At 70.5% G+C, this 26760-nt stretch carries 21 protein-coding genes; 17 read left to right on the top strand and 4 right to left on the bottom strand.

Going from position 1 to position 26760, the window contains the following annotated elements; genetic code table 11:
• The first annotated feature begins 3 nt into the window (after positions 1–3).
• The 3 genes from KF903_RS09540 to KF903_RS09530 are packed head-to-tail and all read left to right on the top strand — an operon-like array spanning position 4 to position 3793.
• The gene (locus KF903_RS09540; RefSeq protein ID WP_291214033.1) at positions 4–1776 is read left to right on the top strand and encodes a hypothetical protein; all 1773 of its coding nucleotides are present in this window, start codon (positions 4–6) and stop codon (positions 1774–1776) included.
• A complete protein-coding gene (locus KF903_RS09535; protein WP_291214031.1) occupies positions 1773–2273 on the top strand; it encodes a Rab family GTPase in 501 nt (166 codons plus the stop codon). The genes KF903_RS09540 and KF903_RS09535 overlap by 4 nt, the downstream gene beginning before the upstream one ends.
• Complete coding sequence (locus tag KF903_RS09530; RefSeq protein ID WP_291214029.1) at positions 2270–3793, top strand: ATP-binding protein; 1524 nt, start codon at positions 2270–2272, stop codon at positions 3791–3793. Before KF903_RS09535 ends, KF903_RS09530 begins: the two co-directional genes overlap by 4 nt.
• 19 nt (positions 3794–3812) lie before the next feature.
• Here KF903_RS09530 and fusA read toward each other — a convergent pair whose 3' ends face one another.
• Positions 3813–5861, bottom strand: a complete 2049-nt coding sequence (gene fusA, locus KF903_RS09525) for an elongation factor G (protein WP_291214027.1) — start codon at positions 5859–5861, stop codon at positions 3813–3815.
• Between the two features lie 270 nt (positions 5862–6131).
• Between fusA and KF903_RS09520 the strand changes: the two genes are divergently transcribed.
• Both KF903_RS09520 and KF903_RS09515 read left to right on the top strand, forming a co-directional pair.
• On the top strand, positions 6132–6899 hold the full coding sequence (locus KF903_RS09520; RefSeq protein ID WP_291214025.1) for a hypothetical protein: 768 nt from the start codon (positions 6132–6134) through the stop codon (positions 6897–6899).
• Between the two features lie 87 nt (positions 6900–6986).
• Complete coding sequence (locus tag KF903_RS09515; protein WP_291214023.1) at positions 6987–8399, top strand: UbiA family prenyltransferase; 1413 nt, start codon at positions 6987–6989, stop codon at positions 8397–8399.
• 43 nt (positions 8400–8442) lie between these two features.
• Here KF903_RS09515 and KF903_RS09510 read toward each other — a convergent pair whose 3' ends face one another.
• Both KF903_RS09510 and KF903_RS09505 read right to left on the bottom strand, forming a co-directional pair.
• A complete protein-coding gene (locus tag KF903_RS09510; RefSeq protein WP_291214021.1) occupies positions 8443–10644 on the bottom strand; it encodes a molybdopterin cofactor-binding domain-containing protein in 2202 nt (733 codons plus the stop codon).
• Entirely contained in the window at positions 10641–11171 is a 531-nt protein-coding gene (locus KF903_RS09505; RefSeq protein WP_291214019.1) for a (2Fe-2S)-binding protein, read from the bottom strand. The genes KF903_RS09510 and KF903_RS09505 overlap by 4 nt, the downstream gene beginning before the upstream one ends.
• A 156-nt stretch (positions 11172–11327) precedes the next feature.
• Between KF903_RS09505 and KF903_RS09500 the strand changes: the two genes are divergently transcribed.
• From KF903_RS09500 to KF903_RS09485, 4 genes are all read left to right on the top strand, one after another.
• Positions 11328–13958 (top strand): bifunctional aspartate kinase/diaminopimelate decarboxylase, encoded by a 2631-nt coding sequence (locus tag KF903_RS09500; RefSeq protein WP_291214017.1) that lies wholly within the window; start codon positions 11328–11330, stop codon positions 13956–13958.
• A 418-nt stretch (positions 13959–14376) separates the two neighbouring features.
• Positions 14377–15735 (top strand): UDP-N-acetyl-alpha-D-muramoyl-L-alanyl-L-glutamate epimerase, encoded by a 1359-nt coding sequence (gene murL / locus KF903_RS09495; protein WP_291214015.1) that lies wholly within the window; start codon positions 14377–14379, stop codon positions 15733–15735.
• Positions 15722–17083: a UDP-N-acetylmuramoyl-L-alanine--D-glutamate ligase gene (gene murD / locus KF903_RS09490; RefSeq protein WP_291214013.1), complete on the top strand. Its 1362-nt coding sequence runs from the start codon at positions 15722–15724 to the stop codon at positions 17081–17083. Before murL ends, murD begins: the two co-directional genes overlap by 14 nt.
• 67 nt (positions 17084–17150) lie before the next feature.
• Positions 17151–17936: a dienelactone hydrolase family protein gene (locus KF903_RS09485; RefSeq protein WP_291214011.1), complete on the top strand. Its 786-nt coding sequence runs from the start codon at positions 17151–17153 to the stop codon at positions 17934–17936.
• Position 17937: 1 nt separating this feature from the next.
• Here the strand turns inward: KF903_RS09485 and KF903_RS09480 are convergent, their stop codons facing one another.
• Positions 17938–18939 (bottom strand): polyprenyl synthetase family protein, encoded by a 1002-nt coding sequence (locus KF903_RS09480; RefSeq protein WP_291214009.1) that lies wholly within the window; start codon positions 18937–18939, stop codon positions 17938–17940.
• Positions 18940–19046: 107 nt separating this feature from the next.
• Between KF903_RS09480 and KF903_RS09475 the strand changes: the two genes are divergently transcribed.
• The 8 genes from KF903_RS09475 to rfbD all read left to right on the top strand — a co-directional run bounded on the left by KF903_RS09475 (position 19047) and on the right by rfbD (position 26741).
• Entirely contained in the window at positions 19047–19616 is a 570-nt protein-coding gene (locus tag KF903_RS09475; protein WP_291214007.1) for a mechanosensitive ion channel family protein, read from the top strand.
• A gap of 89 nt (positions 19617–19705) precedes the next feature.
• Positions 19706–20230, top strand: coding sequence for a single-stranded DNA-binding protein (ssb, locus tag KF903_RS09470; RefSeq protein ID WP_291214005.1), 525 nt, complete (start codon positions 19706–19708; stop codon positions 20228–20230).
• 173 nt (positions 20231–20403) lie between these two features.
• Positions 20404–21525, top strand: coding sequence for a helix-turn-helix transcriptional regulator (locus tag KF903_RS09465; RefSeq protein ID WP_291214003.1), 1122 nt, complete (start codon positions 20404–20406; stop codon positions 21523–21525).
• A 92-nt stretch (positions 21526–21617) separates the two neighbouring features.
• Positions 21618–23120: a hypothetical protein gene (locus KF903_RS09460; RefSeq protein ID WP_291214001.1), complete on the top strand. Its 1503-nt coding sequence runs from the start codon at positions 21618–21620 to the stop codon at positions 23118–23120.
• Between the two features lie 113 nt (positions 23121–23233).
• Positions 23234–24289: a dTDP-glucose 4,6-dehydratase gene (gene rfbB, locus KF903_RS09455; protein ID WP_291213999.1), complete on the top strand. Its 1056-nt coding sequence runs from the start codon at positions 23234–23236 to the stop codon at positions 24287–24289.
• Positions 24290–24391: 102 nt separating this feature from the next.
• Complete coding sequence (gene rfbA, locus KF903_RS09450) at positions 24392–25282, top strand: glucose-1-phosphate thymidylyltransferase RfbA (RefSeq protein ID WP_291214122.1); 891 nt, start codon at positions 24392–24394, stop codon at positions 25280–25282.
• Positions 25279–25836 (top strand): dTDP-4-dehydrorhamnose 3,5-epimerase, encoded by a 558-nt coding sequence (gene rfbC, locus KF903_RS09445; RefSeq protein ID WP_291213997.1) that lies wholly within the window; start codon positions 25279–25281, stop codon positions 25834–25836. The genes rfbA and rfbC overlap by 4 nt, the downstream gene beginning before the upstream one ends.
• Positions 25833–26741, top strand: a complete 909-nt coding sequence (gene rfbD, locus KF903_RS09440; RefSeq protein WP_291213995.1) for a dTDP-4-dehydrorhamnose reductase — start codon at positions 25833–25835, stop codon at positions 26739–26741. The genes rfbC and rfbD overlap by 4 nt, the downstream gene beginning before the upstream one ends.
• Positions 26742–26760: the final 19 nt, after the last annotated feature.

Genomic DNA, 26760 nt, shown 5'->3' with positions numbered 1-26760 from the left:
GTCATGGCCAACGCGGGTGGGGAACAGGCGCCGGATCCGACCGCCACCGGCACGGTGGCACCGGGCGACGACTTCGAGCGCCTGCGCGAACTGCTGCTGGGCGAGGAGCGTCGCGCATTGGCCGCGGCGCGCGCACGCATCGCCGAACTCGAGCAGCGCCAGGGCGAGCTGCCGCGCCGCCTGCCCGAGGCCGCGCTCGCCGCACTGCGCGACAACGCCGACAATCCGCGCATCGCCAGTGCGCTGGCCAGTCCGGTCGGGCAGGCACTCGGCGAGGCGGTGCACAACAATCGCCAGGGCATCATCGACGCGCTGTTCCCGGTGATCGGGCCAATGATCCGCCGCGCCATCGCCGAGGCGTTGCGCGGTCTCGTCGACAACCTCAACGGCGCGATCGAGAGCAGCTTCACGCTGCGTGGTCTCAAGTGGCGCTTCGAGGCCTGGCGTGGCGGTGTGCCCTATGCGCAGGTGGTGTTGCGACATCGCCTCGCCTACGGCATCGACCACGTGTTCCTCATCGAGCGCAACAGCGGCCTGCTGCTGCGTCACGCCTCGGCGCCGGGCCTGGCACCGCTCGATGCCGACGCGATCGCCGGCATGCTGACTGCGCTGGGCGACTTCGTCGGCGACTCGGTCGGCCGTGACGGTGGCGTGCTCGATGCGGCCCAGGTCGGTGAGTCGCTGGTGTGGGTCGAACACGGGCCGCTGGCCAATCTGGCCTGCTTCGTGCGCGGCGTGCCACCGCCGCGGTTGCGCGAACTGCTCAAGCAGCGTCTCGAGGAGATCCACGCCCTCATGCACACCGCGGCGGACGACGTGCCGCTGGCCGAGCGCGCTGGCGATGCGCGCGTGGGCGAGCTCATCGAGCCGTTGCCGATGCTGCGCGATGCGCATCGCGACGAGGCCGCAGGCAGCACCCCGCGCGCGTCGCGTCGCCCTCTGCTGCTGGCCCTGCTGCTCGCGCTGGTGGCGCTGGGCTGGTGGGTCAGCGAGCGCTGGCGCTGGCAGGCGCAGCTCACCCAGTTGCGGGACACGCTGGCGCACCATCCCGGCTTCGTGCTCGGGCGCATCGAGGCGCGACCGTGGCGCTCGCTCGTGGTGCATGGCCTGCTCGATCCGGATGCGGTGTCGCCACAGGCGGCGCTCGACGCTGCCGACCTTGGCGATGCGAGCCGGCGCCTGCAGGTGACCGGCTTCGTCGCTACCGCTGACGAAGTGGTGCTGCGGCGCGCGCAACGGCTGCTGACCCCGCCCGACGGGGTGCGCCTGCAGGTCGCTGCCGGCGTGCTGCGGCTCGAAGGTGTGGCGCCGCCGGAGTGGATCGCCGCGGCGCAGCTGCGCGCGCCGCTGATCGCCGGCGTGCGCGCGGTGGATTCGACGCTGCACACGGCAACCGATCCACGCGAGATCGCGCGCGCCGTGCTGGCGCGCCTCGCCGGCGAAATCACCGCGCGCACGGTCACCTTCACGCGCGAGGACGAGCCGGTCGCCGGCAGCGCTGCCGTGGTCGATGCGCTCGCCGCCGACCTGCGCCGGGCGCAGGCGGCCGCGGCGCAGGCGGGCGTGCAGCTGCGCGTGCGCAGCGTCGGCAGCTCGGACGAGAGCGGCGGCGAAGACACCAATGTGCGCGTGCGCAGCCTGCGCCTGCGCTGGCTCGCGCTCGCGTTGGCAGCGCGCGGCATCGACGCGGTGGCCGAGGGCGATGCCAGCGTCAATGCCGACCCCACGCGCCGCGGCGCGCGCGTCGAGCTGCGCATCGAGGACGGCGCGCGATGAGCGCCGGTCCGTACAAGGTGTGCCTGCTGGGCGACTTCGGCGTGGGCAAGACCAGCCTCGTGGCGCGCTTCGTGCGCAGCACGTTTGCCGCCAAGTACCTGACCACGGTCGGCGTCAAGGTCGACAGCAAGGAGGTCAGTCGGCCCGGGCGCGATCCCGTCAAGCTCGTGCTGTGGGACATCGCCGGCAGCAATGCGCTGGACGGTGTCAGCGCCAGCTACCTGCGCGGCGCGGCGGCAGTGCTGCTGGTCGCCGACGGCACACGCGAGGCCACCCTGGCCGCGGCTCTCGATCTGCTGATGCAGGCGCGTACGCTGCTGCCCAGCGCCGCGGCGGTGCTCGCGGTCAACAAGTTCGATCTCGTCGAGCGCTGGGAGGTCGGCCCGCCGACGTTGGCGCAGCTGCGCCGCTCGCTGCCGGTGATCGAGACCAGTGCCGCCACCGGCATCGGGGTCGAACAGGCCTTCGCGGCCATCGTGGCGGGCCTGGTGCCGTGATCGATCTGCCCGCCCTGCCGCTGCCGGTGCGCCGGCGCCTGCGCGAGATCCTGCTCGATCGCAGCCATCCGCTCGTGCTGAGTTTCGGCAGCGGCTGGGAACTGTGCGGGCTGCAAGGCGAGCCCGACTGGTACGGCATCGAGCTGGCCTCGGCCGAGACCGCCATCGCCGCCCTGCGCGACCTGTTCATCGGCATCGAGCTCGACCAGGAGCAGGCCATTCCGTTCGTCGAGCTGACCAACGGCCGCAGCGTGCATGTGCACCTGATCCCCGACGGCGAGGCGTTTCACCTGCTGCTGCTCGACGCCGAGCCCGCCCGCGCGGCGCAACGCGACCAGCAGCAACTGGCCAACGAGGCGGCGCTGGCCGGGCATGCCAAGAGCAAGGCGATCGATGCGCTCAAGCACATCCGCAGCGAACTGGAGCGCCAGCGTGGGCGCCTGGCCGAGGCCAACGCGCTCAAGAACGCGCTGATCGCGACGCTGAGCCACGAGTTCCGTACGCCGCTGACGGCCGCATTCGGCCGCCTGCGCCTGCTCGAGCAGGGCCTGCCAGCCGACGCGGGGCAGCAGCGCGAGCTGCTGGCGCTGCGGCGCAATCTGGGGCAATTGCAGGTGCTGGCCGAGAACCTGCTCGAATACGGACGCGGCGAAGCCGGCGCCGCCGCACTCAATCCGGTGGCGGTCGACCTCGCCGCGCTGGCCGAGGACTGCCGCACGCTGCTCGAGCCGCTCGCGCTGGCCAAGGGTCTGCAACTGCGTGTCACGCTGACGGCGAGCGCGCCGCCACCGTGGCTCGACGAGCTGCGGCTGCGCCAGGTGCTCGTCAACCTGCTGTCCAATGCCGTGCGCTACACCGCGCAGGGCGAGGTGGCGCTGCTGCTCGCCTGGGACGGCAAGGTGCTGCGCGCCGCAGTCAGCGACACCGGCATCGGCATCGCACCCGAGTTCCAGACCCGCATCTTCCAGCCGTTCAACGCCGGCGCCCAGCACGGCAGTCGCGGCGCCGGGCTCGGCCTCAGCATCGTGCGCCGCCTCGTCGAACAGATGCATGGCACGCTCGCACTCGAATCGACGCCGGGCCACGGCAGCCGCTTCAGCGTGCAGGTGCCGGCCACCGCGGCCGCGCCGGCCTCTATCCCGCCCGCCGCGCCGCTGCAGGGCTGCGTGTTCATCGTCGAGGACGATCCCGACATCACGCAGTTGCTCGAGCTCACGGTGCAGGGATTCGGGCTGCAGACGCGCTGCTTCGACGCCGCGCCTGCCGCCATCGACGCGGCGCTGGCCGCTGCGCCGGCCCTCGTCGTGCTCGACATGCGCCTGCCCGGGATGTCGGGCGCCGAGGCGGCGTTCGCGTTGCGCAGCCGCGGCCATCGCGGCGCCATCCTCATGCTGTCGGCCGATGCCGGCAGCGATGCGCGTGCGGCCGCGCAGCGCGCCGGCGCCGATCGCTTTCTCGCCAAGCCGATCGATTTCGCTCAGCTCGAAGCCAGCGTGCGCGAACTGCTGGCTCCGCGCTGACCTCGCTGCAGCGACGCGCTCAGTCCTCCTCGGGTCGCGGCCGATACGCCTCGACGAGCTGCTTCTGCAACTGCGCGGGCACCGGTTCGTAGTGGCTGAATTCGATCGTGTAGCGACCCTCGCCGCCGGTCATCGCCTTGAGCTCGGTCTGGTAGTCGACGATTTCGGCCAGCGGCACCTGCGCCTTGACCACGATCTCGCCGCCGCGCAGCGAATCGGTGCCATTGATGCGCGCGCGCTTGCTGGCCAGGCCGCCCGTGACATCGCCCATGTGGGCGTTGGACACCGTCACGTCGAGGTTGACGATCGGTTCCAGCACCTGCGGCTTGGCATTGGCGATGGCGTCGATGAAGGCCTTCTTGCCGGCCGACACGAAGGCCACTTCCTTGGAATCGACCGGATGATACTTGCCGTCGTAGACGATCACGCGCACGTCCTGCAGTGGATGGCCGGCGATCGCGCCCTGTTCGAGCACCTGCCGCACGCCCTTCTCGACCGCGGGAATGTACTGGCCCGGAATCGTGCCGCCCTTGACCTCGTCGACGAATTCGAAGCCGCCACCGCGCGGCAGCGGCTCGATGCGCAGGAACACCTCGCCGAACTGGCCGGCGCCGCCGGTCTGTTTCTTGTGCCGATGGTGGCCCTCGGCCTTGGCGGCGATCGTCTCGCGATAGGCAATGCGCGGCGGGCGCGTGGTCACTTCCACGCCGTAGCGATCCTTCATGCGCTCGAGCATGAGCTTGAGATGCAGGTCCGACAGGCCGCGGATGATCGTTTCGTTGAGCTCCTTGTTGTGCTCGACGCGGAAGCAGGGGTCTTCCTCGCCCAGTCGCGCCAGCGCGCTGGCGAGCTTCTGCTCCTGGCCCTTGTGGGCGGGCTGCACCGCCAGGCCGAACATCGGCAGCGGAAAGTCGATCGCGGCGAGGTGGATCTGGTCCTCGTCGTGCGAGTCGTGCAGCACCGCGTCGAAGTGGATGTCCTCGACCTTGGCCACCGCGGCGATGTCACCGGCGACCGCCTCGTCGATCTCGACATGGTCCTTGCCCCTGAGCCGGAACAGATGGCCGACCTTGAACGGCTTCTTGCCGTCATCGATGAACAGCTGGGTGTCCTTGCGTACCGTGCCCTGGTGCACGCGGAAGATGCTGAGCTTGCCGACGAACGGATCATTGACGATCTTGAACACGTCGGCGATCACGTGCAGGTCGGGATTGGGGGTGGCGCTGATCGGCCGGGCCTGCGCGCCACTGCCCTTGACGAACGGCGGCGGGTTGCCCTCGAGCGGGTTGGGCAGCAGTCGCGCCACGAGGTCGAGCAGTTCCTTCACGCCGACGCCGCTGCGCGCGGAGACGAAGCAAATCGGCACGAGGTGGCCTTCGCGCAGGCATTGTTCGAATGCGTCGTGCAGCTCGCTGCCCGACAGCCCCGCCTCGCCTTCCTCGAGGTAGTGCCCCATCACGCTTTCGTTGATCTCGACCACCTGGTCGATGATCTGCTGGTGGGCCTGCGCCACCGAGGAGAAATCGGCTTCGCCCTGTGGCTGGAAGAAGCAGTCGACCACGCCGCTGGCGCCGCGCGCGGGCAGGTTGATCGGCAGGCACTCCTTGCCGAATTCGTCGCGCAGTGCTTCGACGAGACCTTCGAGATCGACGCCCTCGTGGTCGATCTTGTTGACGATGAGCAGCCTGCACAAGCCGCGCCGCTTGGCCCGCTCCATGAGCCGGCGCGTGTTGTGCACGATGCCGGTGCCCGCGTCGACCACGATCGCGCAGGTTTCCACCGCGGTGAGCGCCGACAGCGTCGCGCCGCGGAATTCGTGGAAGCCGGGGGTGTCGATGAGGTTGATGTGCACGCCGCCGGCGTCGATCGAAGCCAGCGCGGCGCCGATCGAGTGCTTGCGCTCCTTTTCCATCGGGTCGTGGTCGGACACGGTGGTGCCCTTGTCGACCGAGCCTGCCGTCTGGATCGCGCCGCCGGCATGCAGCAGGGCTTCGAACAACGTGGTTTTGCCGGCGCCCGCTTGGCCCGCCAGGGCGATGTTGCGGATGTCTGGGGTGCTGTAGGACATGGTCGACCTCCGGTTGCAATCGGTGCGACCGTCACGGCGACCGCTTCGCTGTGCCCGCGCGGGCGTGCGAGGCTGGCGGTCATGGCGGGATGCGCCGCATCGTCGATGCGACGACGCCATAGCCTCATCCGTTTGCCCGACCAGGGTCAAGGTGCAATGCGTGAAGGCGCCGCGTGGGGCCGCCGCCGCCCCCCCCCCCGGCGGAGCGGGTTTAACCTCGCTTTAGCGGCCGCCCGGTAAGCTGCGGCGCTTTGCGACCACGGTGTCCACTTGGCCGACAGCGAGCGACCTGCCCATGCAGCACCTGCCGCCTGCGACGAGGTCCTGCTGCATGCGCCCGGTTCGCTGCGGCTGGCCAGCGACGCGTTGCCGTGGCAGCGCAGCCTGCGCTGGGAGCGACCCGTCCGCGAGCGGCGCGTGTTCTGGCTCGGGCTGGTCCTCGCCTTCGCCTTCACCGTGGTCGAATTGGCAGGCTTCGTGCTCGGCATGCACTCCTATCGCAGCGCGCACTGGCGCCGCGCCACCGCGCCGCAGGTCATCACGGTGCAGCTCATCGAGTCCGTGAGCGAGCCGGCAGCGGCGCCGCCCGAACCCGAACCGGCGCTCGTGGTGCGCCCCAGCCGCGTCGCGATCGCGCCGCCGCAGGTGCGGCAGAACCCGCCGCCCGCCCATGCCGAGGAGCCGAGCGACGCGATGCGCGCGCGGCTCGGCGCCGGCGCCGCTGCGCCACTGCGGTTGTTCAACGCCGACGGCAGCGTGCGCCTCGGCGATGGCCAGGCGCCGCTGAAGGCACCGGCCGAGCCGGCGCCGAAGACCGCGCGCGAGGCCGCGCAGCAGCACTGGGCGCGCATCGAGGAGCGTGGCAACCCGCTCGATTGCCGCAAGACGCGCTTTGCCGGTGCGTTCGCGCGCGACGAGAGCGTCGGCGACAAAGTGGCGCGCAAGTACCTCAGCTGGATCGGCCTGGCCGATCCGCAGGCGATCGAGCATCGCGCGCGCCGGCGCGCCGAGTCGGGCGGCTGCGAACCGGCGTCGTAGCGCCAGCGCCCGCGTGATGGTTGCCGCAGCGCCGGCACTTCCCCCATGCTTGCGCGGCGCCATGCGGCGCGATCGATGCATGGGCGCATGAGTTCGAGCGGGCAGGTTCCACTGTGTGTGGACATGGATGGCACCCTGGTCCTGACCGATCTGGGCGTGGAATCGGTGCTGGCGCTGATCCGGCGCAATCCGCTCTACCTGCTGCTGCTGCCGTGGTGGCTGCGCCGTGGCCTGGCCGCATTCAAGCGCGAAGTGGCGCGGCGCGTGCAGCTCGATGTCACGCGCCTGCCCTACGACAGGCGCCTGCTCGCCTGGCTGCGCACGCAGCAGGGGCGGCCGCTGCTGCTGTGCACCGCCTCCGATGCCGGGCTGGCCAATGCCGTGGCCGCGCATCTGGGCGGATTTGCCGCGGTCGTCGCCAGCGATGGCCACAGCAATCTCGCCGGCTCGCGCAAGGCCGCCGCGCTGGTGGCGCGGCACGGCGCGCTCGGCTACGACTACGCCGGCAACGCGCGGGCCGACCTCGTGGTGTGGGCGCAGGCGCGCCGCGCCATCGTCGTCAACGCGCCGCCGCGCGTGCTGCGCGCGGCGCAGGCGCAGGGGCGCGTCGAGCGCGTGTTCGCGCGCGAGGGCAAGCCGTGGATCGAGCTGCTGCGGGCACTGCGTCCGCACCAGTGGGCCAAGAACCTGCTCGTGTTCGTCGCGCCGCTGGCCGCGCATCGCGTCGAGGCAGCCGTGGTCGCCCATGCGCTGCTCGCGGGCGCGGCGTTCTGCCTGTGCGCGTCGGCTGCGTACGTGCTCAACGACTTGCTCGACCTCGACGCCGACCGCCGGCATCCGCGCAAGTGCCTGCGACCGTTCGCGGCCGGTCGGCTGTCGCTGCTCGCCGGACTGGCCGTGGTGCCGGCGCTCACGCTGGCGGCGTTCGCCTGTGCGGCGTTGCTGCCGGCCCGGTTCCTGCCGGTGCTGCTCGCCTATGCCACGCTGACGCTGGCCTATTCACTGTGGTTGAAGCGCTTGCCTGCACTCGACGTGCTGGCGCTGGCCGCGCTGTACACGCTGCGCATCGTCGCCGGCGGCGCAGCGATCCCGGTCGCGGTGTCGGGTTGGCTGCTCGCGTTCGCGCTGTGCCTGTTCCTCGGCCTGGCCCTGCTCAAGCGCGAGATCGAGTTCGTGCGCGTGGCAGCCGGCGCTGGCCTGGCCGGGCGCGGCTACCGCCCGCAGCACCGGCGGCTGCTGCGCGGCTGCGGCATCGCCGCCGGCATCGCCGCGGTCGGCGTGCTCGCCCTGTATGTGGACAGCACCAAGAGCGCCGCGCTGTACGCGCAGCCACAGCATCTGTGGTGGCTGGTGGGCCTGCTTGCGCTGTGGCTCGCGCGGTTGTGGCGGCTGGCCGCGCGCGGGCGCATGCATGACGATCCGCTGGTGTTCGCGCTGACCGACTGGCCGAGCCTGCTCGCGTTCGGCTTGGCGGCGGCGATCGTGCTCGCCGCGCTGTGAGGCGGCCCCCGATCCGGTCAGCGGGCGCGGCGGCTGCAGCCGCTCACAGCATGCGCATGAGTTCGGGCAGCAGCGGCAGTTTGCGCACGCGCACCGTGGTCGCCGCGTAGACCGCGTTGGCCAACGCCGCACCGGCACTGGCGAGCGCCCAGGCCGGGTCGATCGGGTCGGCGCTGGAGTCGATGATCTGCACCTGGGTCGTGCGCGGCGACAGGCCCATGCGCAGCAGCGGATAGTCGGTGAGGCTGTGCTGCTGCACGCGCCCGTCCTTGAGCGTGATCGCCTGCTGCAGTGTCGCCGCGACGCCATCGAGGCAGGCGCCGGCGACCTGTTGCTCGGCATTGAGCGGGTTGATGACGCGGCCGATGTCGGCCACGCATACGGCGCGATGGATCTGCAACTGGCCCTTGTCGACCGAAATCTCGAACGCATGCGCAAAGCAGCCGCCGGCCACGGCGTGGCAGGCGATGCCCAGGCCATGCCCGTCGTCGCGCGACTTGCCCCAGTCGATGCGCGCAGCACATTCACGCAGCACGTGTGCGAGCCGTGCGTTGGCGACGCCGCCGGTGACCGCGGGCGCCTTCGGATCCTCGAGCATGGCCAGGCGCAGCTTGACCGCATCCTGCCGCGACACCACGGCCAGTTCGTCGATGAAGCACTCGACCGGGAACGCCCGGAACGCGGCCAGCCAGGGGCCGCCCACGAGTGGCTGGCGCGTGGTGAGCGGGTGGAACACCTGTTCGAGATGGGCGACGTGGCCGGCCGGGAAGGCGTCCGCCTCGAGCAGGCCGGCGTTGGGCTTGGCCGCGTCGAGCACCGTCGCGGCGCAATGGTGGGTCCATGCCGTGATGCGCTTGTGGTCGTCGAGCGAGGCGGCCAGGCGATGCATGCCGTAGGGACGATAGCGGTCGTGCTGCAGGTCGTCACTGCGTGTCCACATGAGCTTGACCGGTTTGCCGACCGTCTTGGCCAGCAGCACCGCTTCGGCCACCGCGTCGTTGTCGAGGCGCCGCCCGAAGCTGCCGCCGCCGCGTGGCAGCTCGATCGCGATGTCGCCGCGCGGCAGGCCCGTGAGGCGCGCGATGAGGCGCGAGGCGGCGTCGGGATCCTGCACCGCGGCGACCAGCCGCGCCGCATCCTGCTTGAGCTCGATGAGGGCGTTGAGCGGTTCCATCGGCGCATGGGCAAGGAACGGCAACTCGTAGCGCGCTTCGATGCGGTGGCGCGCCGGCCGCTTGCGCAGACTGGCGGCATCGCCGTCGCTGCGCACGATGTTGCCGCCGCTGCCCGCATCGAGTGCGGCCTGTGCGCTGGCGGCGAGCGCGGCGCTCGATTCGAGTGGGCCCGCCGGCGCCTGCCAGTCGAGCTTGAGCGCCTGGCGGCCCTGCAGCGCCGCCCAGCTGTGGGTGGCGAGCACGGCCACGCTCGGCGCCAGCACCACGTCGGTCGAGGCCGGCAGTTCGACCACTTCGACCACGCCGGCGACCTTGCGCGCCGCGGCGTCGTCGAAGTGGGTCAACGTGCCGCCGATCCACGGGCAGCGCGCGAGCACCGCCACCACCGCATCGGCGCCGTAGCTGTCGAGCCCGAACCGGCGCGCGCCGGTCACGATTTCGCGTGCGTCGGCGGTGCGCGTGGGGTGGCCGACGAGCGTGCCGGCCGCGGTATCCCTGAGCGGCACCTGGGCCGGCGGCGTCAACGCCGCGGCGCTGCGGACCAGCGCGCCATAGCCGAGACTGCGGCCATCAGGCGCCAGCACCTGGCCGGCCTGCGTGCGCAGTTGTTCGAGCGGCAGGTTCCATTCCTGCGCGGCGGCCTGCAGCAGCAGCCAGCGCGCGGTCGCGCCGGCCTCGCGCAGGTGCCGCTGGGCAGCGGCGTCGACGGCGCCGGGGCCCTGGTTGCCGTACAGCGTCGCGGCGCCATCGCCATCACTGGCAACGTAGCCATACGGCAGCTGCACGACGCGCACCTGGGTCCAGTCGACGTCGAGTTCGGCGGCGATGAGCATCGGCAGCTCGGTGAACACGCCCTGGCCCACTTCGCAGGCCGGCGCGCCGATGACGATGCGGTTGCCGCGCTCGATGCGCAGGAACGGACCCAGCGCCGTCAGGTCCTCGCCGAGAAGCTCGGGCGGCACGTTCGGCGTCGGGGCCGCGCGCAGGCGCGGCGCGATCAGCAGCGCGCCGGCGGCGGTGAGGCTGATGGCGAGGAAGTGGCGCCGCGCGGGGCTCGCGGGCGCGCTCATTTGCGCTCACCGCGCAGGATCGCGGCGGCGCGCGCGATCGCGCGGCGCAGTTGCGGCTGGCTGCCGCATCGGCACAGGTTGGCGATCGCGGCGAGGTCGTCTTCGCCCGGGCGTGGCTTGCGCCGCAGCAGGTCGACGGCGGCGAGGATCTGCCCGCTCTGGCAATAGCCGCACTGGATCGCGTCGGACTCGATCCAGGCCTGCTGCAGCGGATGCAGATCGTCGCCGGCGAGGCCTTCGATCGTGGTGACGCGGTGGCCGCTCGCGGCAGCCATCGGCAGCGTGCAGGCGCGGACCAGCTTGTCATCGACGAGCACGCTGCAGGCGCCGCATTCGCCGCCGTCACAGCCGTATTTGGTGCCGGTCAGGCGCAGCCGGTCGCGCAGGAACCACAGCAGGGGCATCGCCGGGTCGCCGTCGTGGTCGTAGAACTTGCCATTGATCGTGATCGGCAGTGGCGCCGGTGGTCGCGGCGTGGCGGCGGGCGGCGTCGGCGGGCTGGCAGCGGGGTCGGTGGGTCTGGGCATCGGCGCATTGTCGCATCGCGCCCCAACCGCGGCGAGGGGAGGCGCGCGCGGCAGGCCGCTTCTGCCACCATGCCAGGTCGGCATAAGCGCAGCGGTTGCGTTCTGTTGCGCTGCACGAAAAAATGCCGCGCCACCTCCGCTGCGGAATAGCCACGCTTGAACGCCGTCACGCCTGCTGCGCACAGGCCCTGGGTCGTCGCCAAGTTCGGCGGCACCAGCGTATCCACGCGTTCGCGCTGGGAGAACATCGCCCGCATCGCCGCCGCGCACCGCGCGCGCGGACAGCGCGTGCTGATCGTCGTCTCGGCGCTGTCGGGCGTGACCGACCTGCTCAAGCGCATCGCCGACAGCGCTGACGACGAAGCCGCGGCGCGCGCTGCGCAGGCCGAGATCGTGCGCCGCCATGCGGCGCTCGTGGCCGACATGCAGCTGGCCGATCCGCAGGTGCTGGCGCCGCGACTGGCCGAGATGGAGCGGCTCGTCGCCGACACGCGCCGCGCCAGCCGCGCGCTCGAATGGCAGGCGCAGGTGTTCGCGCTCGGCGAGCTGATGTCGAGCGCGCTCGGTGCGGCGTTCCTCGCGACCCAGGGGCTGCCGGACACGCAATGGCTCGACGCGCGCGAGCACCTGCTCGCACAGCCGCTGCCCAACCAGGGCGCCTGGAGCCGCACCTTGTCGGCGACGGTGCCGGCCGTGCCCGACGCCGCGTTCGAGGCCGCGCTGGCGGCGCGCGGGGAGGTGTTCATCACCCAAGGTTTCATCGCACGCGACGGCGAAGGCCGCACCGTGCTGCTCGGGCGCGGCGGTTCGGATACCTCGGCCGGATGCTTCGGCGCGATGCTGCGCGCGCAGTGCGTCGAGATCTGGACCGACGTGCCCGGCATGTTCAGCGCCAATCCGCGCCTGGTGCCCGAAGCGCGCCTGTTGGCACGGCTGGATTATCAGGAGGCGCAGGAGATCGCCACCACCGGCGCCAAGGTGCTGCATCCGCGGTCGCTCGGCCCGCTGCGCCGCGCCGACGTGCCGCTCGTCATCAAGGACACCAATCGTCCCGGGTTCCCCGGTACCGAGATCCGCGCGATCGGCAGCGACGCGGCGCCGTGCGTCAAGGCGATCAGCGCGCGCAAGGGCGTCACGCTGATCTCGATGGAAACGGTCGGCATGTGGCAACAGGTCGGCTTCCTCGCCGACGTGTTCACCGCGTTCAAGCAGCACGGCCTGTCGGTCGACCTGATCGGTTCGGCCGAGACCAATGTCACCGTGTCGCTCGACCCGAGCGAGAATCTCGTCAATTCAGACGTGCTGTCGGCGCTGGCGGCCGATCTGGCCAAGGTGTGCCGGGTCAAGGTGCTGGCGCCGTGCGCCGCGATCACGCTGGTCGGTCGCGGCATGCGCGCACTGCTGCAGCGGCTGTCGGGCGTGCTGGCCGAGTTCGGTGCGCTCGACGTGCACCTGATCAGCCAGTCGTCCAACAACCTCAACCTCACTTTCGTCATCGACGAGGCGCTGGCCGACGAGCTGATTCCACGCCTGCATGCGCTGCTGATCCGTGCCGATGCGCTGCGCGCCGAGGATGGCGCCGTGTTCGGGCCGAGCTGGCGCGAACTCGAGGCCGGCACGCCATCGCCGCCGGCGCCGACCTGGTGGCGCGCCGCGCGCGCCGACCTGCTCGAACTGGCGGCGCAGCGTTCGCCGCGCTACGTCTACGCACTCGATGCGGTGCGCGCCAACGCTCGGGCGCTGATGCAGTTGCGCGCGCCGGCGCCGGCCACGACCGCGCTCGTCGATCGCTGGCACTACGCGCTCAAGGCCAATCCGCATCCGGCGATCCTGCGCGAGCTGCACGGACAGGGCTTCGCCTTCGAATGCGTGTCGCTGGCCGAGATCGACGCCGTGCGCGCCGCGCTGCCGCAGCTGCCCGCCGAGCGGATCCTGTTCACGCCCAACTTCGCGCCGCGCAGCGAGTATGTCGCGGCGCTCGCGCTCGGCGTGCGTGTCACGCTCGACGCGCTGCATCCGTTGCAGCATTGGGGCGAGGCGTTCGCCGGCCAGGCGGTCCACCTGCGCGTGGATCTGGGCGTCGGGCGCGGCCACCACGACAAGGTCAAGACCGGCGGCGCGACGTCCAAGTTCGGTGTCGCGCTCGATCAGGTCGATGAGTTCCGGGCGCTCGCCCGCGGCTGTGGCGCGCGCATCGTCGGCCTGCATGCACACCTGGGTTCGGGCATCCTCGACGCCAGCCATTGGCGCTCGGTCTACGCGCAACTGGCGAGCCTGGCCGAAGGGTTCAGCCGCATCGAATCGATCGACATCGGTGGCGGGCTGGGCGTGCCGGCGCGCAGCGACGAGCGCGCGCTCGACCTGGCCGCGCTGGCGGGCGTGCTGGCCGAGGTCAAGCAGGCCTATCCGCAGTTCCAGCTCTGGATGGAGCCGGGCCGCTATCTGGTCGCCGACGCCGGCGTGCTGCTCGCCCGCGTGACCCAGACCAAGCGCAAGGGGCGCGTGCACTACGTCGGCGTCGACACCGGCATGAACTCGCTGCTGCGCCCGGCGCTGTATGACGCCTGGCATGAGATCGTCAACCTCAGCCGACTCGACGCAGCGCCCGCGCACATGGTGCAGGTCGTCGGGCCGATCTGCGAGAGCGGCGACGTGCTTGGCGCCAATCGCCGCCTGCCCGAATGTCGTGAAGGGGACGTCATCCTGATCGCGCAGGCCGGTGCCTACGGCGCGGTGATGGCCTCGCACTACAATCTGCGCGAACCGGCCATGGAGGTGATCATCTGATGCGCGCGCGGTTGTGCAATTCGGCAGCGCGATCGGCATCGTTCCCGCCATGGTGCGGCAGGTGTCCGTGGCTGCGAGCACGCTTGCGGTCGACGCGCGCGTGCCATGGGCGTGGCCGATCCGCACGGCGCAGGCAGTGCCGTCATGCGCTTGCGCGGCGCGCGCTCCTTGCTGCGACAACGAACGCAACCGACGCGCGGTGCTGCTGCTGTCGGCCTGCGCGCTCGGACAGCGAAGGCTGCGGCGTTGCGCTGCGGCCGGCCCCTCGCCCCAGCCCTCGCCCCGGCGGGGAGCGGGCGACGAGCGGGTGCTGCGATGGGGAGAGGGAGATCAGCGCGTGCTCCGAAGGTGCAGGCGGCGACGTTGCCGCGGGTTTCCCCTCTCGCCTCTGGGGCGGGGGCAGGGTGAGGGGGCTGCGGTGAACAGTTTGGTCGATCCGCGCACGGCGCGCTGCTTCCGCTTCGTGCGGCGTGAGTACGCCGATGGCGTGGCATGCCTCGTGTATGCATTCGATGACGGCCCCGAGCTCGTCGAGCGCGTGACGTTTCCGGCTGCGCCGCCGATCGCCGCCGAACGCCGCGCGGGGTTCGACGCCGCGCTCGATCTGCTGCACCTGATTGCCGGCATCAGCTACTTCAAGGCGGGTGTCCCGGCCGGGATCGCCGTCGAGTCGCACACGCCCGACGCCGCGACGGCGGCGTTCCTCGACACCTTGTACCTGCACGGCCTGGGCGAGTTCGCCTACCACAATCGGCTCGATCTGCGCGGCCGCATCCGCTTTCCGGTCGCGGCGCCAGCGGCGGTTGCGGCAGCGCCCGCGGGCAGCGCCGCGCCGGCAGCGGCACGCACCCTGGTGCCGATCGGTGGTGGCAAGGACTCGCTTGTCAGTGTCGAGCTGCTGAAGGCCGCCGGCGTCGATGCGACGGCGGTCTGGATCGGCAACTCGCCACTGATCGAAGCCTGCGCGGCGCGCACCGGGCTGGCCACGCTCAACATCGGCCGCGAGCTGTCGCCGGTGCTGTTCGAATACAACAAGGCCGGTGCTTACAACGGCCACATTCCGGTCACCGCGATCAACTCGGCCATCCTCGTGGTGGCGGCGGTGCTGTACGGATTCGACGCCATCGCCTTCTCCAACGAGCGTTCGGCATCGAGCGCGACGCTCGAATACGACGGGCAGGCGGTCAACCATCAGTGGAGCAAGGGTTGGGCGTTCGAACGCGCCGTGGGCGAGGTGATCGCCGCGCGCATCGATCCGCGGCTGCATTACTACTCGCTGCTGCGGCCGCTGTCGGAGCTGGCCGTGGCGCAGCGCTTCGCGCGCAGCACGGCCTACGACGCGGTGTTTTCCAGTTGCAACCGCAATTTCCGCATCCTCGGGCCGCGGCCTGCCGACCGCTGGTGCGGCCAGTGTCCGAAGTGCCACTTCGTGTTCCTCGCGCTCGCACCGTTCATGCCCAAGCCGCGCCTGCTCGCGATCTTCGGCCGCAACCTGCTCGACGACGAGACACTGTCGGCGGGCTTCGATGCGCTGATCGAATACCGCGACCACAAGCCGTTCGAGTGCGTGGGCGAGGGGCAGGAGTCGCGCGCCGCCTTCGCCGCACTGGCCGCGCGCGCCGAATGGAGCGAGGACGCGCTGGTGGCGCGCTTCCGCCGCGAGATCGCGCCGCAACTCGATCCGCGCTCGCTCGCGCTCGACGCCCAACTCGCGCCTTGCGGCGAGCACCGCATTCCCGCCCGACTCGTGCCGTATGTGTTCGATGCGCATCGCTGACCTCGCCGGACGCCGGGTGGCCGTGTGGGGCTGCGGCAGGGAAGGGCGCGCCGCCCTGTCGGCACTGCACAGCCGCCTGCCCGAGCTGCGCCCGGTCCTGTTCTGCAGTGAGGCCGAGCTGTGCGACGTGCCCGACGAGACGCCGTTCGACGTCGTCACGCACGCGCCGAGCGCGGCCGAGCTCGCGGCCTGCGACGTCGTCATCAAGTCGCCCGGTGTGAGTCGCTACCGGGGTGAGATCGAGGCCGCCGAGCGGCACGGCACGCGCTTCACCTCGGGCACGGCGCTGTGGTTTGCCGAACACCCGCGTTCGCGCGTGATCGCGGTGACCGGCACCAAGGGCAAGAGCACGGTCACGGCGCTGATCGCGCACCTGTTGCGCGCGCGCGGCCGTCGCGTCGCGCTGGCCGGCAACATCGGCCTGCCACTGTTGCGCCTGCTCGATGCACCGCAGGAGCCCGACTGGTGGGTGATCGAGCTGTCGAGCTTCCAGACCCGCGATGCGGCCGCGGTGGACGTGGCCGTGCTCAACAACGTCTACGAGGAGCATCTCGACTGGCATGGCACGCGCGAGCGCTACGTCGCCGACAAGCTCGCGCTGGCGCAGGCGGCGCGCACGCTGGTGTACAACGGTGGCCAGCCGGCGCTGTGTGCATGTGCCGCGCGCCACCCGCACGCGCTCGCATTCGGTGGCGAGGCCGGCTGGCACGTCGCGGCCGGCTGGGTGCGACGCGCCGGACAGGCCGTGTTCGATCTCGCGCGCTCGCCATTGCCGGGCGCGCACAACGCGGTCAACCTGTGCGCCGCGCTGGCTGCGCTCGAGGCCGCCGGTGAGGATGCCGGCGCGGCGGCCGGCGCCATCGCGAGCTTCCGCGCCTTGCCGCACCGCCTGCAGTGGCTGGGCGAGCGCGGCGGGCTGGGCTGGATCGACGACAGCATCGCCACCACGCCGCGCGCGACCTGCGAGGCGCTGGCGAGTCTGCCCGGGCGGGCCGTCAGCGTGCTGGTCGGCGGTTTCGAGCGTGGCCTGGACTGGCGCGCGTTTGCCGAGCATGTGCGTGCGCAGCCGCCGCACGCGGTGATCACGATGGGCGCCAACGGCCCGCGCATCGCGGCGCTGTTGCGCAAGGCTGGCGGCGCCTGCCGCCTCGTCGAGACGACCGATGTCGAGGCGGCGGTCGCGCGCGCCCGCGAGCTCACGCCGACCGGTGGCGTGGTCCTGCTGTCGCCGGGCGCGCCGAGCTTCGACCAGTACCACGACTACGCCGCGCGCGGGCGCCATTTCGCCGAACTGGCGGGGTTCGACCCGGCTGCAATCGGCGAGATCGAGGGCCTGGGCATTGCCTGACGGCGGCGCCGCCGGCGCCCGCGAGCGGGACTATGATCGGCATTCCAGCCTGCCACGGGAGCCGATCATGCATCTCAGCCTGCTTGCCCTTGCCATGGTCCTGGCCGCACCCGCCGAGGCCGCGATGGTGACGCGACCGATCGACTACGAAGTCGGTGGCACGAAGATGCAGAGCGTGCTCGTCTACGATGCGGCGGTGCAGACGCCGCGCCCGGGCCTGGTGATGGCGCCCGACTGGCTCGGCCTGAGCGCCGACAACATCGCGCTGGCCCGCCAGATCGCCGGCCGCGACTACGTGATCCTCGTGGCCGATGTCTATGGCGCGGCGCTGCGACCACAGGACGCCGCTGCGGCCAGTGCCGCGGTCAAGCCGCTGTATGCCGATCGCGGCGTGCTGCGTGCGCGCATCAACGCGGCCCTGGCCCAGCTCAAGGCGCAGCAGGGCAAGGCGCCGCTCGATGGCCGCCACTGGGGTGCGTTCGGATTCTGCTTCGGCGGCACCGGCGTGCTCGACCTCGCGCGCAGCGGCGCCGATGTCGCCGGCGTGGTGTCGTTCCACGGCAATCTCAGCGGCGATGCGTCGTTCAAGGACGCCATCAAGGCCCGCGTGCTCGTGCTGCACGGCGCCGACGACGGCTTTGAGCCGCCGGCGCAGATCGCGGCGTTCCAGGACGAGATGCGCGCGGCCAGGGCTGACTGGCAGTTCGTGAGCTATGGTGGGGCGGTGCACTGCTTCGCGATCCCGACCGCCACCGGCGCCACGCCCGGCTGCAAGTACGACGAGCGCACCGCGCGGCGCGCCTACGCGCAGATGCGTGCGTTCTTCACCGAGGCCTTCGGCGGCAGGGACTGAGTCACTGGTTGCGGTCGATGGCGTGGTCGGCGAGCACGGCCAGCGCCGCGCGTGCCGCCGAATCGGGCAGTGCCGACAGCGCCTCGCGTGCGCTGCGCGCGTGGGCATGCGCGCGCTCGCGCGAAGCGGCCAGGGCATCGGTGGCGTGGATTGCCGCCAGCACCTGCGGCAGCGCGGCGAGGTCGGCGGCCTGCAGTGCCTGGCGCAGCATCGCCGCCTGCGCCGGCGCGCTGCGCTCGATGGCGAGGATCAGCGGCAGCGTCGGCTTGCCGTCGGCGAGATCATCGCCGATGTTCTTGCCGAGCGTGTGCGCGTCGGAGGCGTAGTCGAGCACGTCGTCGGCAATCTGGAACGCATAGCCCAGATCCAGCCCATAGCGCGCGAGTGCTTCCTCCTGCGCCGGCGGCAGGCCCGCCAGCACGGCGCCGAGCCGCGTCGCGGCGGCAAACAGCACCGCGGTCTTGCGCTCGATCACCTCGAGGTAGGCGCGCTGCGTGGTGTCGGGATTGCCGATGTTGAGCAGCTGCAGCACCTCGCCCTCGGCGATGCGGTTGGTGGTGTCGGCGAGAATGCGCATGATGCGCATGCTGTCGAGCTCGACCATCATCTGGAACGAGCGCGAATAGAGGAAATCGCCAACCAGCACGCTGGCCGCGTTGCCCCACACCGCGTTGGCGGTCTGGCGGCCGCGGCGCAGGTCGGATTCGTCGACCACGTCGTCGTGGAGCAGGGTCGAGGTGTGGATGAACTCGATCACCGCCGCGAGCTGGGTATGCAATGTCCCGCTGTAACCGGCGGCGCGCGCCGCCAGGACGTGCAGCATCGGCCGCAGGCGCTTGCCGCCGCCACCGACGATGTGCTCGCCGACGCGGTTGATCAGCACCACGTCGGAAGCCAGGCGCTGGCGGATCAGCGCGTCGATCGCGGCCATCTCGCCCGCGGCCAAGGCCTGCACGTCGGCGAAGCGTTCGATGCGGGGCGGAGCGGGCGACACGGTGGACATCGGGCGGCGATGCTCGGGCGGGGGCGCAAGTATAGCGGCCGCGGCGATGGCGCCGGCAGCGCCCGGCCCGGCTTGGCAGTGCCGGCGCGGCCCGATATCGTGACGCGATGAAGCAGATTCTGCCCGAGTGGCTGCATCCCTCGCTCGACGTGCTCACGACACTCGCGCTCGTGCTGCTCGTGCTCGTGGTGGCGTGGCTGCTGCGCCGCGTGGCGCGCGGCGTCGCGCGGCGCCTGCGCGAGCGCTACCAGTTTTCCGAACAGATGATGGCGGTACCGCTGCGCGTGGCCGGCACGGTGGTCAACGTCGCCGCGCTGCTCGTGATCCTGCAGATCATGGGCGTGTCGAGCACGGTGCTGTGGACCGCGTTCACGGGTTTCGCCGCGGTCGGCGCCGTCGCCTTCTTTGCGGCCTGGAGCGTGCTGTCCAACCTGTTCTGCACGCTGCTCATCGTGGTGATGCGGCCATTCCGCCTGCACGACCGCATCGAACTGGCGGAAAGCGGCGACAAGGCCGGCTTCAAGGGCGAGGTGGTCGACATCAACATGGTCTACACCAGCCTGCTCGAAGCCGACGGCAGCACGCTGCGGGTGCCCAACGTGCTGTTCTTCCAGCGCGTCACCCGGCGCTGGCCCGGCGCGAGCGATATGCCGACCACGCCGGTCGACAACGGCTGACACGCCGCTGAGCGATCGGCGCGCGCGGTGGTCGCGGGTGCCATGCGATACTGCGCATCGTGTTCCCGATTCCATCGCAGAGGCCCCCCATGGCACGCGGCATCAACAAGGTCATCCTCGTCGGCAACCTCGGCGCCGACCCCGAGACGCGCTTCACCACCGCCGGCGGCGCGGTCACCAACATCCGCCTCGCCACCTCCGAGCAGTGGCGCGACAAGCAGACCGGCGAGAACCAGGAGCGCACCGAATGGCATCGCGTGGTGCTGTTCGGCAAGCTCGGCGAGATCGCCGGCGAGTACCTCAAGAAGGGCCGGCAGGTCTACATCGAAGGTTCGCTGCGCACCAACAAGTACACCGACAAGGACGGCGTCGAGCGCTACACGACCGACATCATTGCCAGCGAGATGCAGATGCTCGGTGGCGGCGCCGGTGAGGGCGGGCATGCGCGCGGCGGCGACGAGGGCGGCTTCGGTCGTGGTGGCGGCGGTGGCGGTGGTGGTGGCTACGCCCGCGGCGAGCGCGCCAGTGGCGGTGGGCGGCCGCAGCGGCAGGAGGCGCCGGCGGCGGCACCGCCCGGCGGCGGCTTCCCCGACGACGACGAAATCCCGTTCTAGGATGAGGGTGTCGGCACGACACCCCGGCAGTTGAACTCAAGGTTGCCGCGAAGCGGCTGGCGCGCCACCACGGGCCGCGCGCTGCCGACTGCGCGATCGAGGGTGGCGTGCACAGGCAGTCGCTGCGGCAAGGCGCTATGCTGGCCACAACGCCTACAGGGGGCGGGCTGGCAATGAGTAGCGCAGCGCTGTTGGAAGCGATTTACGCGGCCGCCTTCGTGCCAACGCAATGGCCGAGCGTGCTGGAATCGTTGTGCGAGCGCATCGGTGCGGCCAGCAGCAGCTTGCTGGTCTGCAATGGTCGCAGCCCACCCGGCTGGCAGACCACGCGTCGTACGCGCGCACTGCTCGAGCGACTGACCCAGACTGATGTATGGCAGCGCCGCGAGCGGACGGCAAGTCATCTGCTGCGAGCCGGCGATGGCACGCGGGATTTCCACGGTGTCGAAGATCTGATGTCGCCGCAGCGCCTGGCCGCGGATCCCGTTCAACAGGCTTATCGCGAAGCCGAGTTGGGGTGGCAGGTCGGCTCGGCGATTCCACTCGCCAGCGGCACCACCATGATCCTCAGCTTCGAGCGCGAACTCGCTGACGGCCCGCTTGATCCGGCGCGGCTGCGTCGCCTCGCGGGGCTGCGCCCGCACCTGCAGCGTGCGGTGTCGATCGCTGCCGAGTCGGGTCTCGGGCGCGCCCGCGGTACGCTCGACGCACTGAGCGCATTGGCGGTTCCGGCTGCTTTGCTCGACCGCAGCGGGCGGGTCGTTGGCGCCAACTCATGGCTGAATCCACTGCTGCTGACAACGCGGGCGGGTGATCGCGCGGTGCTGGGCGATACGCGCGCCGACGCGCAACTGGCGGCCATGCTGCGCGGCCGTGCGCTGGCCTGCACGATCGCGGTACCGGCACGACCACCACATCCGGCGCGCGTCGTGCAGCTCGCCGCAGTGACCGGTGCGGCCCTGGACCTGTTCGTGCATGACCTCGTCCTGCTGGTGGTGGGCAGCATGGAGGCCGTGCCCTGGCGACCTGAGCCGACGTTGCTGGGTGCGCTGTACGACTTGTCGCCGGCCGAAAGCCGGCTGGCCGGCGCGCTGGCGGATGGCTCCAGCCTTGCGCTGGCGGCGCAGCGCTGCCACATCCGCACGAGCACCGCGCGTGCCTATCTGGAACGGATTTTCCGCAAGACCAACTGCCATCGCCAGGCCGAGCTGGTCGGTTTGCTGGCGCATCTGCGGCCATTTGCCGCTGCGGACACAACGGCGGACGCTGCCGACACCGCCCACGACCAGCCGTGATTCACCGGCATTTGCCAGTAGTCGCGCCGTAGCTGCGCTTCCACACTTGTTGCGCGAGCACCGAATCCGGTGTGGTCGAACAAGGAGCGGGCATGAATCGGCAGGCAGTTTGGTTGGCGACGGTGGCCGTCGTCCTGTTGTGCGCCCACGGCGAGACGTGGGCGCAGCATGACATCGATGCGAACTGGCATGCGCCCATGTTGGCCGCGGTTGCGCCGGCGGGCAGCGGCGCCGTGCTTGGCGGTCCGCCGCCGGGCATCGACCTCGATCCCGACCCTGCCTTTGGCGGCTTCTGGGGCGCCGGCATGGCGGCCTACTACCTTGATTACCCGGGCGCCAACATCGGCATGGGCTTGAGCGTCCATGCCAACGGCGCCGGCTGGTATCTGATGGCTGCACACGAGCGCACGGATTCCTATCTCGACGCCGCGGTCATCCGCGTACGCCCGAACGGCCTCCAGGATGGCGTATGGCTGGTGCCGACGCCGATGACCGTCATCAATGATGCAACCTACGATCCAGTGGGGCGCAAGTTCTACTTCGTTGGGCGCGCCAAGCCGCCCAGCTTGCCCTCGACGGACTTTGCGGTGACCTGCGTCGACATCGACAGCCCGCCCGAGCCGGGGCCGTGCGCCGGTTTCGGCGTCAACGGCACGGTTCTGATTTCCTTCAATCTGGGCGGGGCGGGCAACGACGTCGCGACCCGCGTGGTCGTGCGCCGCAACATCGGCCTTATCGTCGCCGGCACCGCCGAACTGACCGACCACCGTGAAGTGATCGCGGTGGCGGCGCTGTACCGCGCCACGGGAGCGCTGGTGTCAAGCTTCGGCACGGGTGGGCGCTATACCCATTTCATCGACAACGGCGCCTCGAATAAATTCGTCAAGGTGCATGCGATGGCGCTGTCGAACGATCCGGATGCGCAGGCGCGCATCTACATCGCGGGCGACTACTCGGTCAATGCAGCGCTGACGGATTACGACGGCTACGTGTTGGCCCTCAATGCGCTCGCCGGCACACCCGATGCGAGCTTCGATGGCAACGGCATACGCCCGGTGGCGTTGAACCTTGGCGATTGCGGCCAGGGCGTCTGCAAGGATTCGGTGACCGCGATCGCGGTGCTGGCCACCGGTCGGCTGGCGCTGGCTGGCTGGTCAGGCGATAACGACGAATGGCGATTGATGATGGGGCGGCTGCGGCGGGATGGCAGTCTGGACGATCGTTTCAGTGGCGGCGGGTTGACTGCTTATGATGCTGGCGACTTCAGGCCCAGGGCGATCGCGGAGCGTCCGAATACGCGCGATCTGGTGGTGGCCGGTGATGCCAGGGGATTTGACCCGCCGATCACCTTCCAACTGGTTGCCCAGTTCGAAGGCGATTCCATCCGCTTGCACACCAGCAACTACGCACGGTTTCGCGCCAACACGCCGGCACTGGAGTATTCGTCAGTCGCGGGACTGCTGGTCGATGCCGATTCGACCCTGGTGGTCGGCAGCCGCCGCTGGAGTGCGACCGACTGGGATGCGACCTTGTTCCGCACGCTCACCAACGACACCATCTTCAGCGATCACTTCGGCGGCGCCACCAGCGACTGATCGCGCCGCGACGGTGCCGCCGCCGCGCGCCACCATGCGTCGTGGCTGCGGTACACCACCGGCTCGGGCTACCATAGGCGACCGTTTCCGAGCCTTGGCAGCGTCTGCGGCCCATGAAAACCCTGCTAGTCACCGGCGGCGCCGGCTTCATCGGCGGCAACTTCGTGCTCGGCGTGCTCGCCCAGGGCGGCCTGCGCATCGTCAATCTCGACGCGCTCACCTACGCCGGCAACCGCGACACGCTGGCCGCGCTGGATGGTCGCACCGATCACGTGTTCGTGCATGGCGACATCGGCGATCGCGAACTCGTGCAGCGTGTGCTCGCCGAGCACCGGCCCGACGCGATCGTCAACTTCGCCGCCGAGTCGCACGTGGATCGCTCGATCGAGGGTCCGGCTGCGTTCGTGCAGACCAACGTGGTCGGCACGCTCAATCTGCTCGAATGCGCGCTGGCCCACTGGCGCGCGCTGCCGCTCGACCGCCAGGACGGATTCCGCTTCCTGCAGGTCTCGACCGACGAGGTATACGGCTCACTCGGTCCGGTCGGGCGCTTCCGCGAGGATTCGCCCTACGCGCCGAACTCGCCATATTCGGCCTCCAAGGCCGCCGCCGACCACCTCGTGCGCGCGTTCCACCACACCTACGGCCTGCCGACGCTGACCACCAACTGCTCGAACAATTACGGGCCCTACCAGTTTCCCGAGAAACTCATTCCGTTGATGATCCAGAAGGCGCTGGCCGGCGAGGCGCTGCCGGTGTACGGCGATGGCCGCAACGTGCGCGACTGGCTCTACGTCGGCGACCATTGCAGCGCGATCCGGCGCGTGCTCGACATCGGTCGCGTCGGTGAGGTCTACAACGTCGGCGGCGACGCCGAGCGCGAGAACATCGCCGTGGTGAAGACGATCTGCGCGCTGCTCGACGAGCGCCGGCCGCTCGCCGACGGCCGCCGGCGCGAGTCGCTCATCAGCTACGTCAAGGATCGGCCCGGCCACGACCGCCGCTATGCGATCGATGCGCGCAAGCTCAAGCACGACCTCGGCTGGCGGCAGGCCGAATCCTTCGAGACGGGCCTGGCGCGCACCGTGGACTGGTATCTGGCCAACCAGGCCTGGGTGACGCGCGTGCTCGATGGCAGCTACCGCATGCAGCGCCTGGGCGCGGGCTGAGCGCCTGCGCTGGACATCGCGTCGGCCCGCAGGTCGGGCCAGCCGCGAGGCGACTGGCTAGAATGGGCGTTGGCGCGCAGCGCGCATCGAGGCGAAAGGACGATTGTGGCGACGAGCAAAGGCATCATCCTCGCCGGCGGCTCCGGCACGCGGCTGTATCCGGTGACGCAGGCGGTCAGCAAGCAGTTGCTGCCGGTCTACGACAAACCGATGATCTACTACCCGCTGGCGACGCTCATGCTGGCCGGCATCCGCGAGGTGCTCGTCATCAACACGCCGCATGAGCAGGCGTTGTTCCAGCGCCTGCTCGGCGATGGCGCGCAGTGGGGCATTTCGATCCGCTACGCGGTGCAGCCCTCGCCGGATGGACTCGCCCAGGCCTTCCTCATCGGCCGCGATTTCGTCGACGCCAAACCGAGCTGTCTCGTGCTCGGCGACAACATCTTCTACGGCCACGGTTTCACCGAGCAGCTGGCGCGGGCGGCCGCTCGCGAGGATGGCGCGACCGTGTTCGGCTACTGGGTCAGCGATCCCGAGCGCTATGGCGTCGCCGAATTCGATGCCTCGGGCCGCGTGGTCGGCCTCGAGGAAAAGCCGGCACAGCCGCGATCGAACTGGGCCGTGACGGGTCTGTATTTCTACGACGGCGCCGTATGCGAGCACGCCGCCGCGCTCAAGCCATCCGCGCGCGGCGAGCTCGAGATCACCGATCTCAACCACCGCTATCTAGACGCCGGCAAGCTCATGCTCGAGAAGCTGGGTCGCGGCTATGCCTGGCTCGACACCGGCACCCACGAGTCATTGGTGGAAGCGTCGACCTATGTCGAGACGATCGAGAAGCGGCAGGGACTGAAAGTGTGTTGTCCCGAGGAAATCGCGTTCCAGAGCGGCTGGATCGATGCCGAGCAGGTGCTGCGGCTGGCCGCGCCACTGGCCAAGAACGGGTATGGCCAGTACCTGCAGCGCATGGTCAGGCAAGGGCGCGGCGCGTGAAGATCATCAAGACCGCCTTGCCCGGCTGCGTGGTGATCGAGCCGCTCGTGCACGGCGATGCGCGCGGCTTTTTCTACGAGAGCTTCCACGCCGGCAAATTCGCTGCAGCGGGGCTCGATCTCGACTTCGTGCAATGCAACGTGTCGCGTTCGGCGCACGGCGTGCTGCGCGGCCTGCATTACCAGTGGCCACAACCCCAGGGCAAGCTCGTCAACGTGCTCGAAGGCGAGGTCTACGACGTGGCGGTCGACATCCGCGTCGGTTCGCCGAGCTTCGGGCAGTGGGTGGCGGCGATCCTGTCGGCCGACAACAAGCGCCATTTCTGGATTCCCGAGGGCTTTGCCCACGGCTTCGTCGTGCTGTCCGCGCAGGCGACCTTCAGCTACCAGTGCACCGCGCTGTACGACCGCGACGCCGATGCCGCCATTCGCTGGAACGACGCCCGGATCGGCGTCGACTGGCCGCTGGCGCAGCCGCTGCTGTCGGACAAGGACCAGCGTGCTCCGCTGTTGGCCGAGGTGCCGCGCGAGCGGCTGCCGGTCTTCGTGGCATGAGGATTCTCCTGCTCGGAGCCAACGGGCAGGTCGGTCACGAGCTGCGCACCGCGCTGGCGCCACTGGGCGATGTGCTGGCGGCATCGCGCGACGGCCTGCTCACGGACGGCACGCGCGGCATCGTGGCCGACCTCGCCGATGCGGCTTCGCTGCGCGGCGCACTCGCGGCCGCCCAGGCCGCGCTGATCGTCAATGCCGCGGCCTGCACGGCGGTCGATCGCGCCGAGGATGAGCCGCAGCTCGCTGCGCGCATCAACCATCATGCGGTGGCCGAGATCGGCGGCTGGGCCGCCGCGCACGGCGCGCGTGTCATCCACTATTCGACCGACTACGTGTTCGACGGCCACGCAGCAACGCCCTATCGCGAGGAAGCCGCGACCGCGCCGCTGGGCGTGTACGGGCGCAGCAAGCTCGCCGGCGAGCATGCGCTGCGCGACAGCGGCGCGGCCCATCTCATCCTGCGCACGGCCTGGGTCTATGCCGCGCGCGGCCACAACTTCCTGCGCACGATGCTGCGCCTGGCGGGCGAGCGCGACGAGCTGCGCGTGGTGGCCGACCAGATCGGCGCGCCGACGCCGGCCCACTGGATCGCGGGCACGACGGCGCAGCTCATGCCACGCTGGGATGGGCAAGCCCAGACGCTCCACCTCGTCGCCGGCGGGCAGGCGAGCTGGTACGAGTTCGCCGCCGCGATCATCGCCAGTGGACATGCCCGTGGCCTGCTCGCGCGCGCGCCGCGCGTGGTGCCGATCCCGAGCCTGCAGTATCCGACGCGTGCACAACGTCCCGCGTGGTCCGTGCTCGACTGCACAAGGCTCAAGACCCGCTTCGGGCTAGAATTGCCCGACTGGAAGGTCGGTCTGGACGAAGTACTCGCCCAACTGGCCACGAACGCCGTGCCCTGAAGCGCCATCGCTGGCGCCG

The organism is Dokdonella sp. (assembly GCF_019634845.1).
GTDB lineage: Bacteria > Pseudomonadota > Gammaproteobacteria > Xanthomonadales > Rhodanobacteraceae > Dokdonella_A.
The sequence above is the reverse complement of the archived record's forward strand: the minus strand, read 5'-3'. Positions and strand labels throughout refer to the sequence as shown.

What these genes read in the sequence shown, in the direction of transcription:
- KF903_RS09515 (WP_291214023.1), top strand. Translation starts at nt 6,987, where the DNA reads ATGAGTTCGAGCGGGCAGGTTCCACTGTGTGTGGACATGGATGGCACC.
- KF903_RS09475 (WP_291214007.1), top strand. Translation starts at nt 19,047, where the DNA reads ATGAAGCAGATTCTGCCCGAGTGGCTGCATCCCTCGCTCGACGTGCTC.
- ssb (WP_291214005.1), top strand. Translation starts at nt 19,706, where the DNA reads ATGGCACGCGGCATCAACAAGGTCATCCTCGTCGGCAACCTCGGCGCC.
- KF903_RS09460 (WP_291214001.1), top strand. Translation starts at nt 21,618, where the DNA reads ATGAATCGGCAGGCAGTTTGGTTGGCGACGGTGGCCGTCGTCCTGTTG.
- KF903_RS09510 (WP_291214021.1), bottom strand. Translation starts at nt 10,644, where the DNA reads ATGAGCGCGCCCGCGAGCCCCGCGCGGCGCCACTTCCTCGCCATCAGC.
- murD (WP_291214013.1), top strand. Translation starts at nt 15,722, where the DNA reads ATGCGCATCGCTGACCTCGCCGGACGCCGGGTGGCCGTGTGGGGCTGC.
- KF903_RS09480 (WP_291214009.1), bottom strand. Translation starts at nt 18,939, where the DNA reads ATGTCCACCGTGTCGCCCGCTCCGCCCCGCATCGAACGCTTCGCCGAC.
- rfbD (WP_291213995.1), top strand. Translation starts at nt 25,833, where the DNA reads ATGAGGATTCTCCTGCTCGGAGCCAACGGGCAGGTCGGTCACGAGCTG.
- KF903_RS09485 (WP_291214011.1), top strand. Translation starts at nt 17,151, where the DNA reads ATGCATCTCAGCCTGCTTGCCCTTGCCATGGTCCTGGCCGCACCCGCC.
- KF903_RS09505 (WP_291214019.1), bottom strand. Translation starts at nt 11,171, where the DNA reads ATGCCCAGACCCACCGACCCCGCTGCCAGCCCGCCGACGCCGCCCGCC.
- KF903_RS09540 (WP_291214033.1), top strand. Translation starts at nt 4, where the DNA reads ATGGCCAACGCGGGTGGGGAACAGGCGCCGGATCCGACCGCCACCGGC.
- KF903_RS09465 (WP_291214003.1), top strand. Translation starts at nt 20,404, where the DNA reads ATGAGTAGCGCAGCGCTGTTGGAAGCGATTTACGCGGCCGCCTTCGTG.
- rfbB (WP_291213999.1), top strand. Translation starts at nt 23,234, where the DNA reads ATGAAAACCCTGCTAGTCACCGGCGGCGCCGGCTTCATCGGCGGCAAC.
- fusA (WP_291214027.1), bottom strand. Translation starts at nt 5,861, where the DNA reads ATGTCCTACAGCACCCCAGACATCCGCAACATCGCCCTGGCGGGCCAA.
- KF903_RS09535 (WP_291214031.1), top strand. Translation starts at nt 1,773, where the DNA reads ATGAGCGCCGGTCCGTACAAGGTGTGCCTGCTGGGCGACTTCGGCGTG.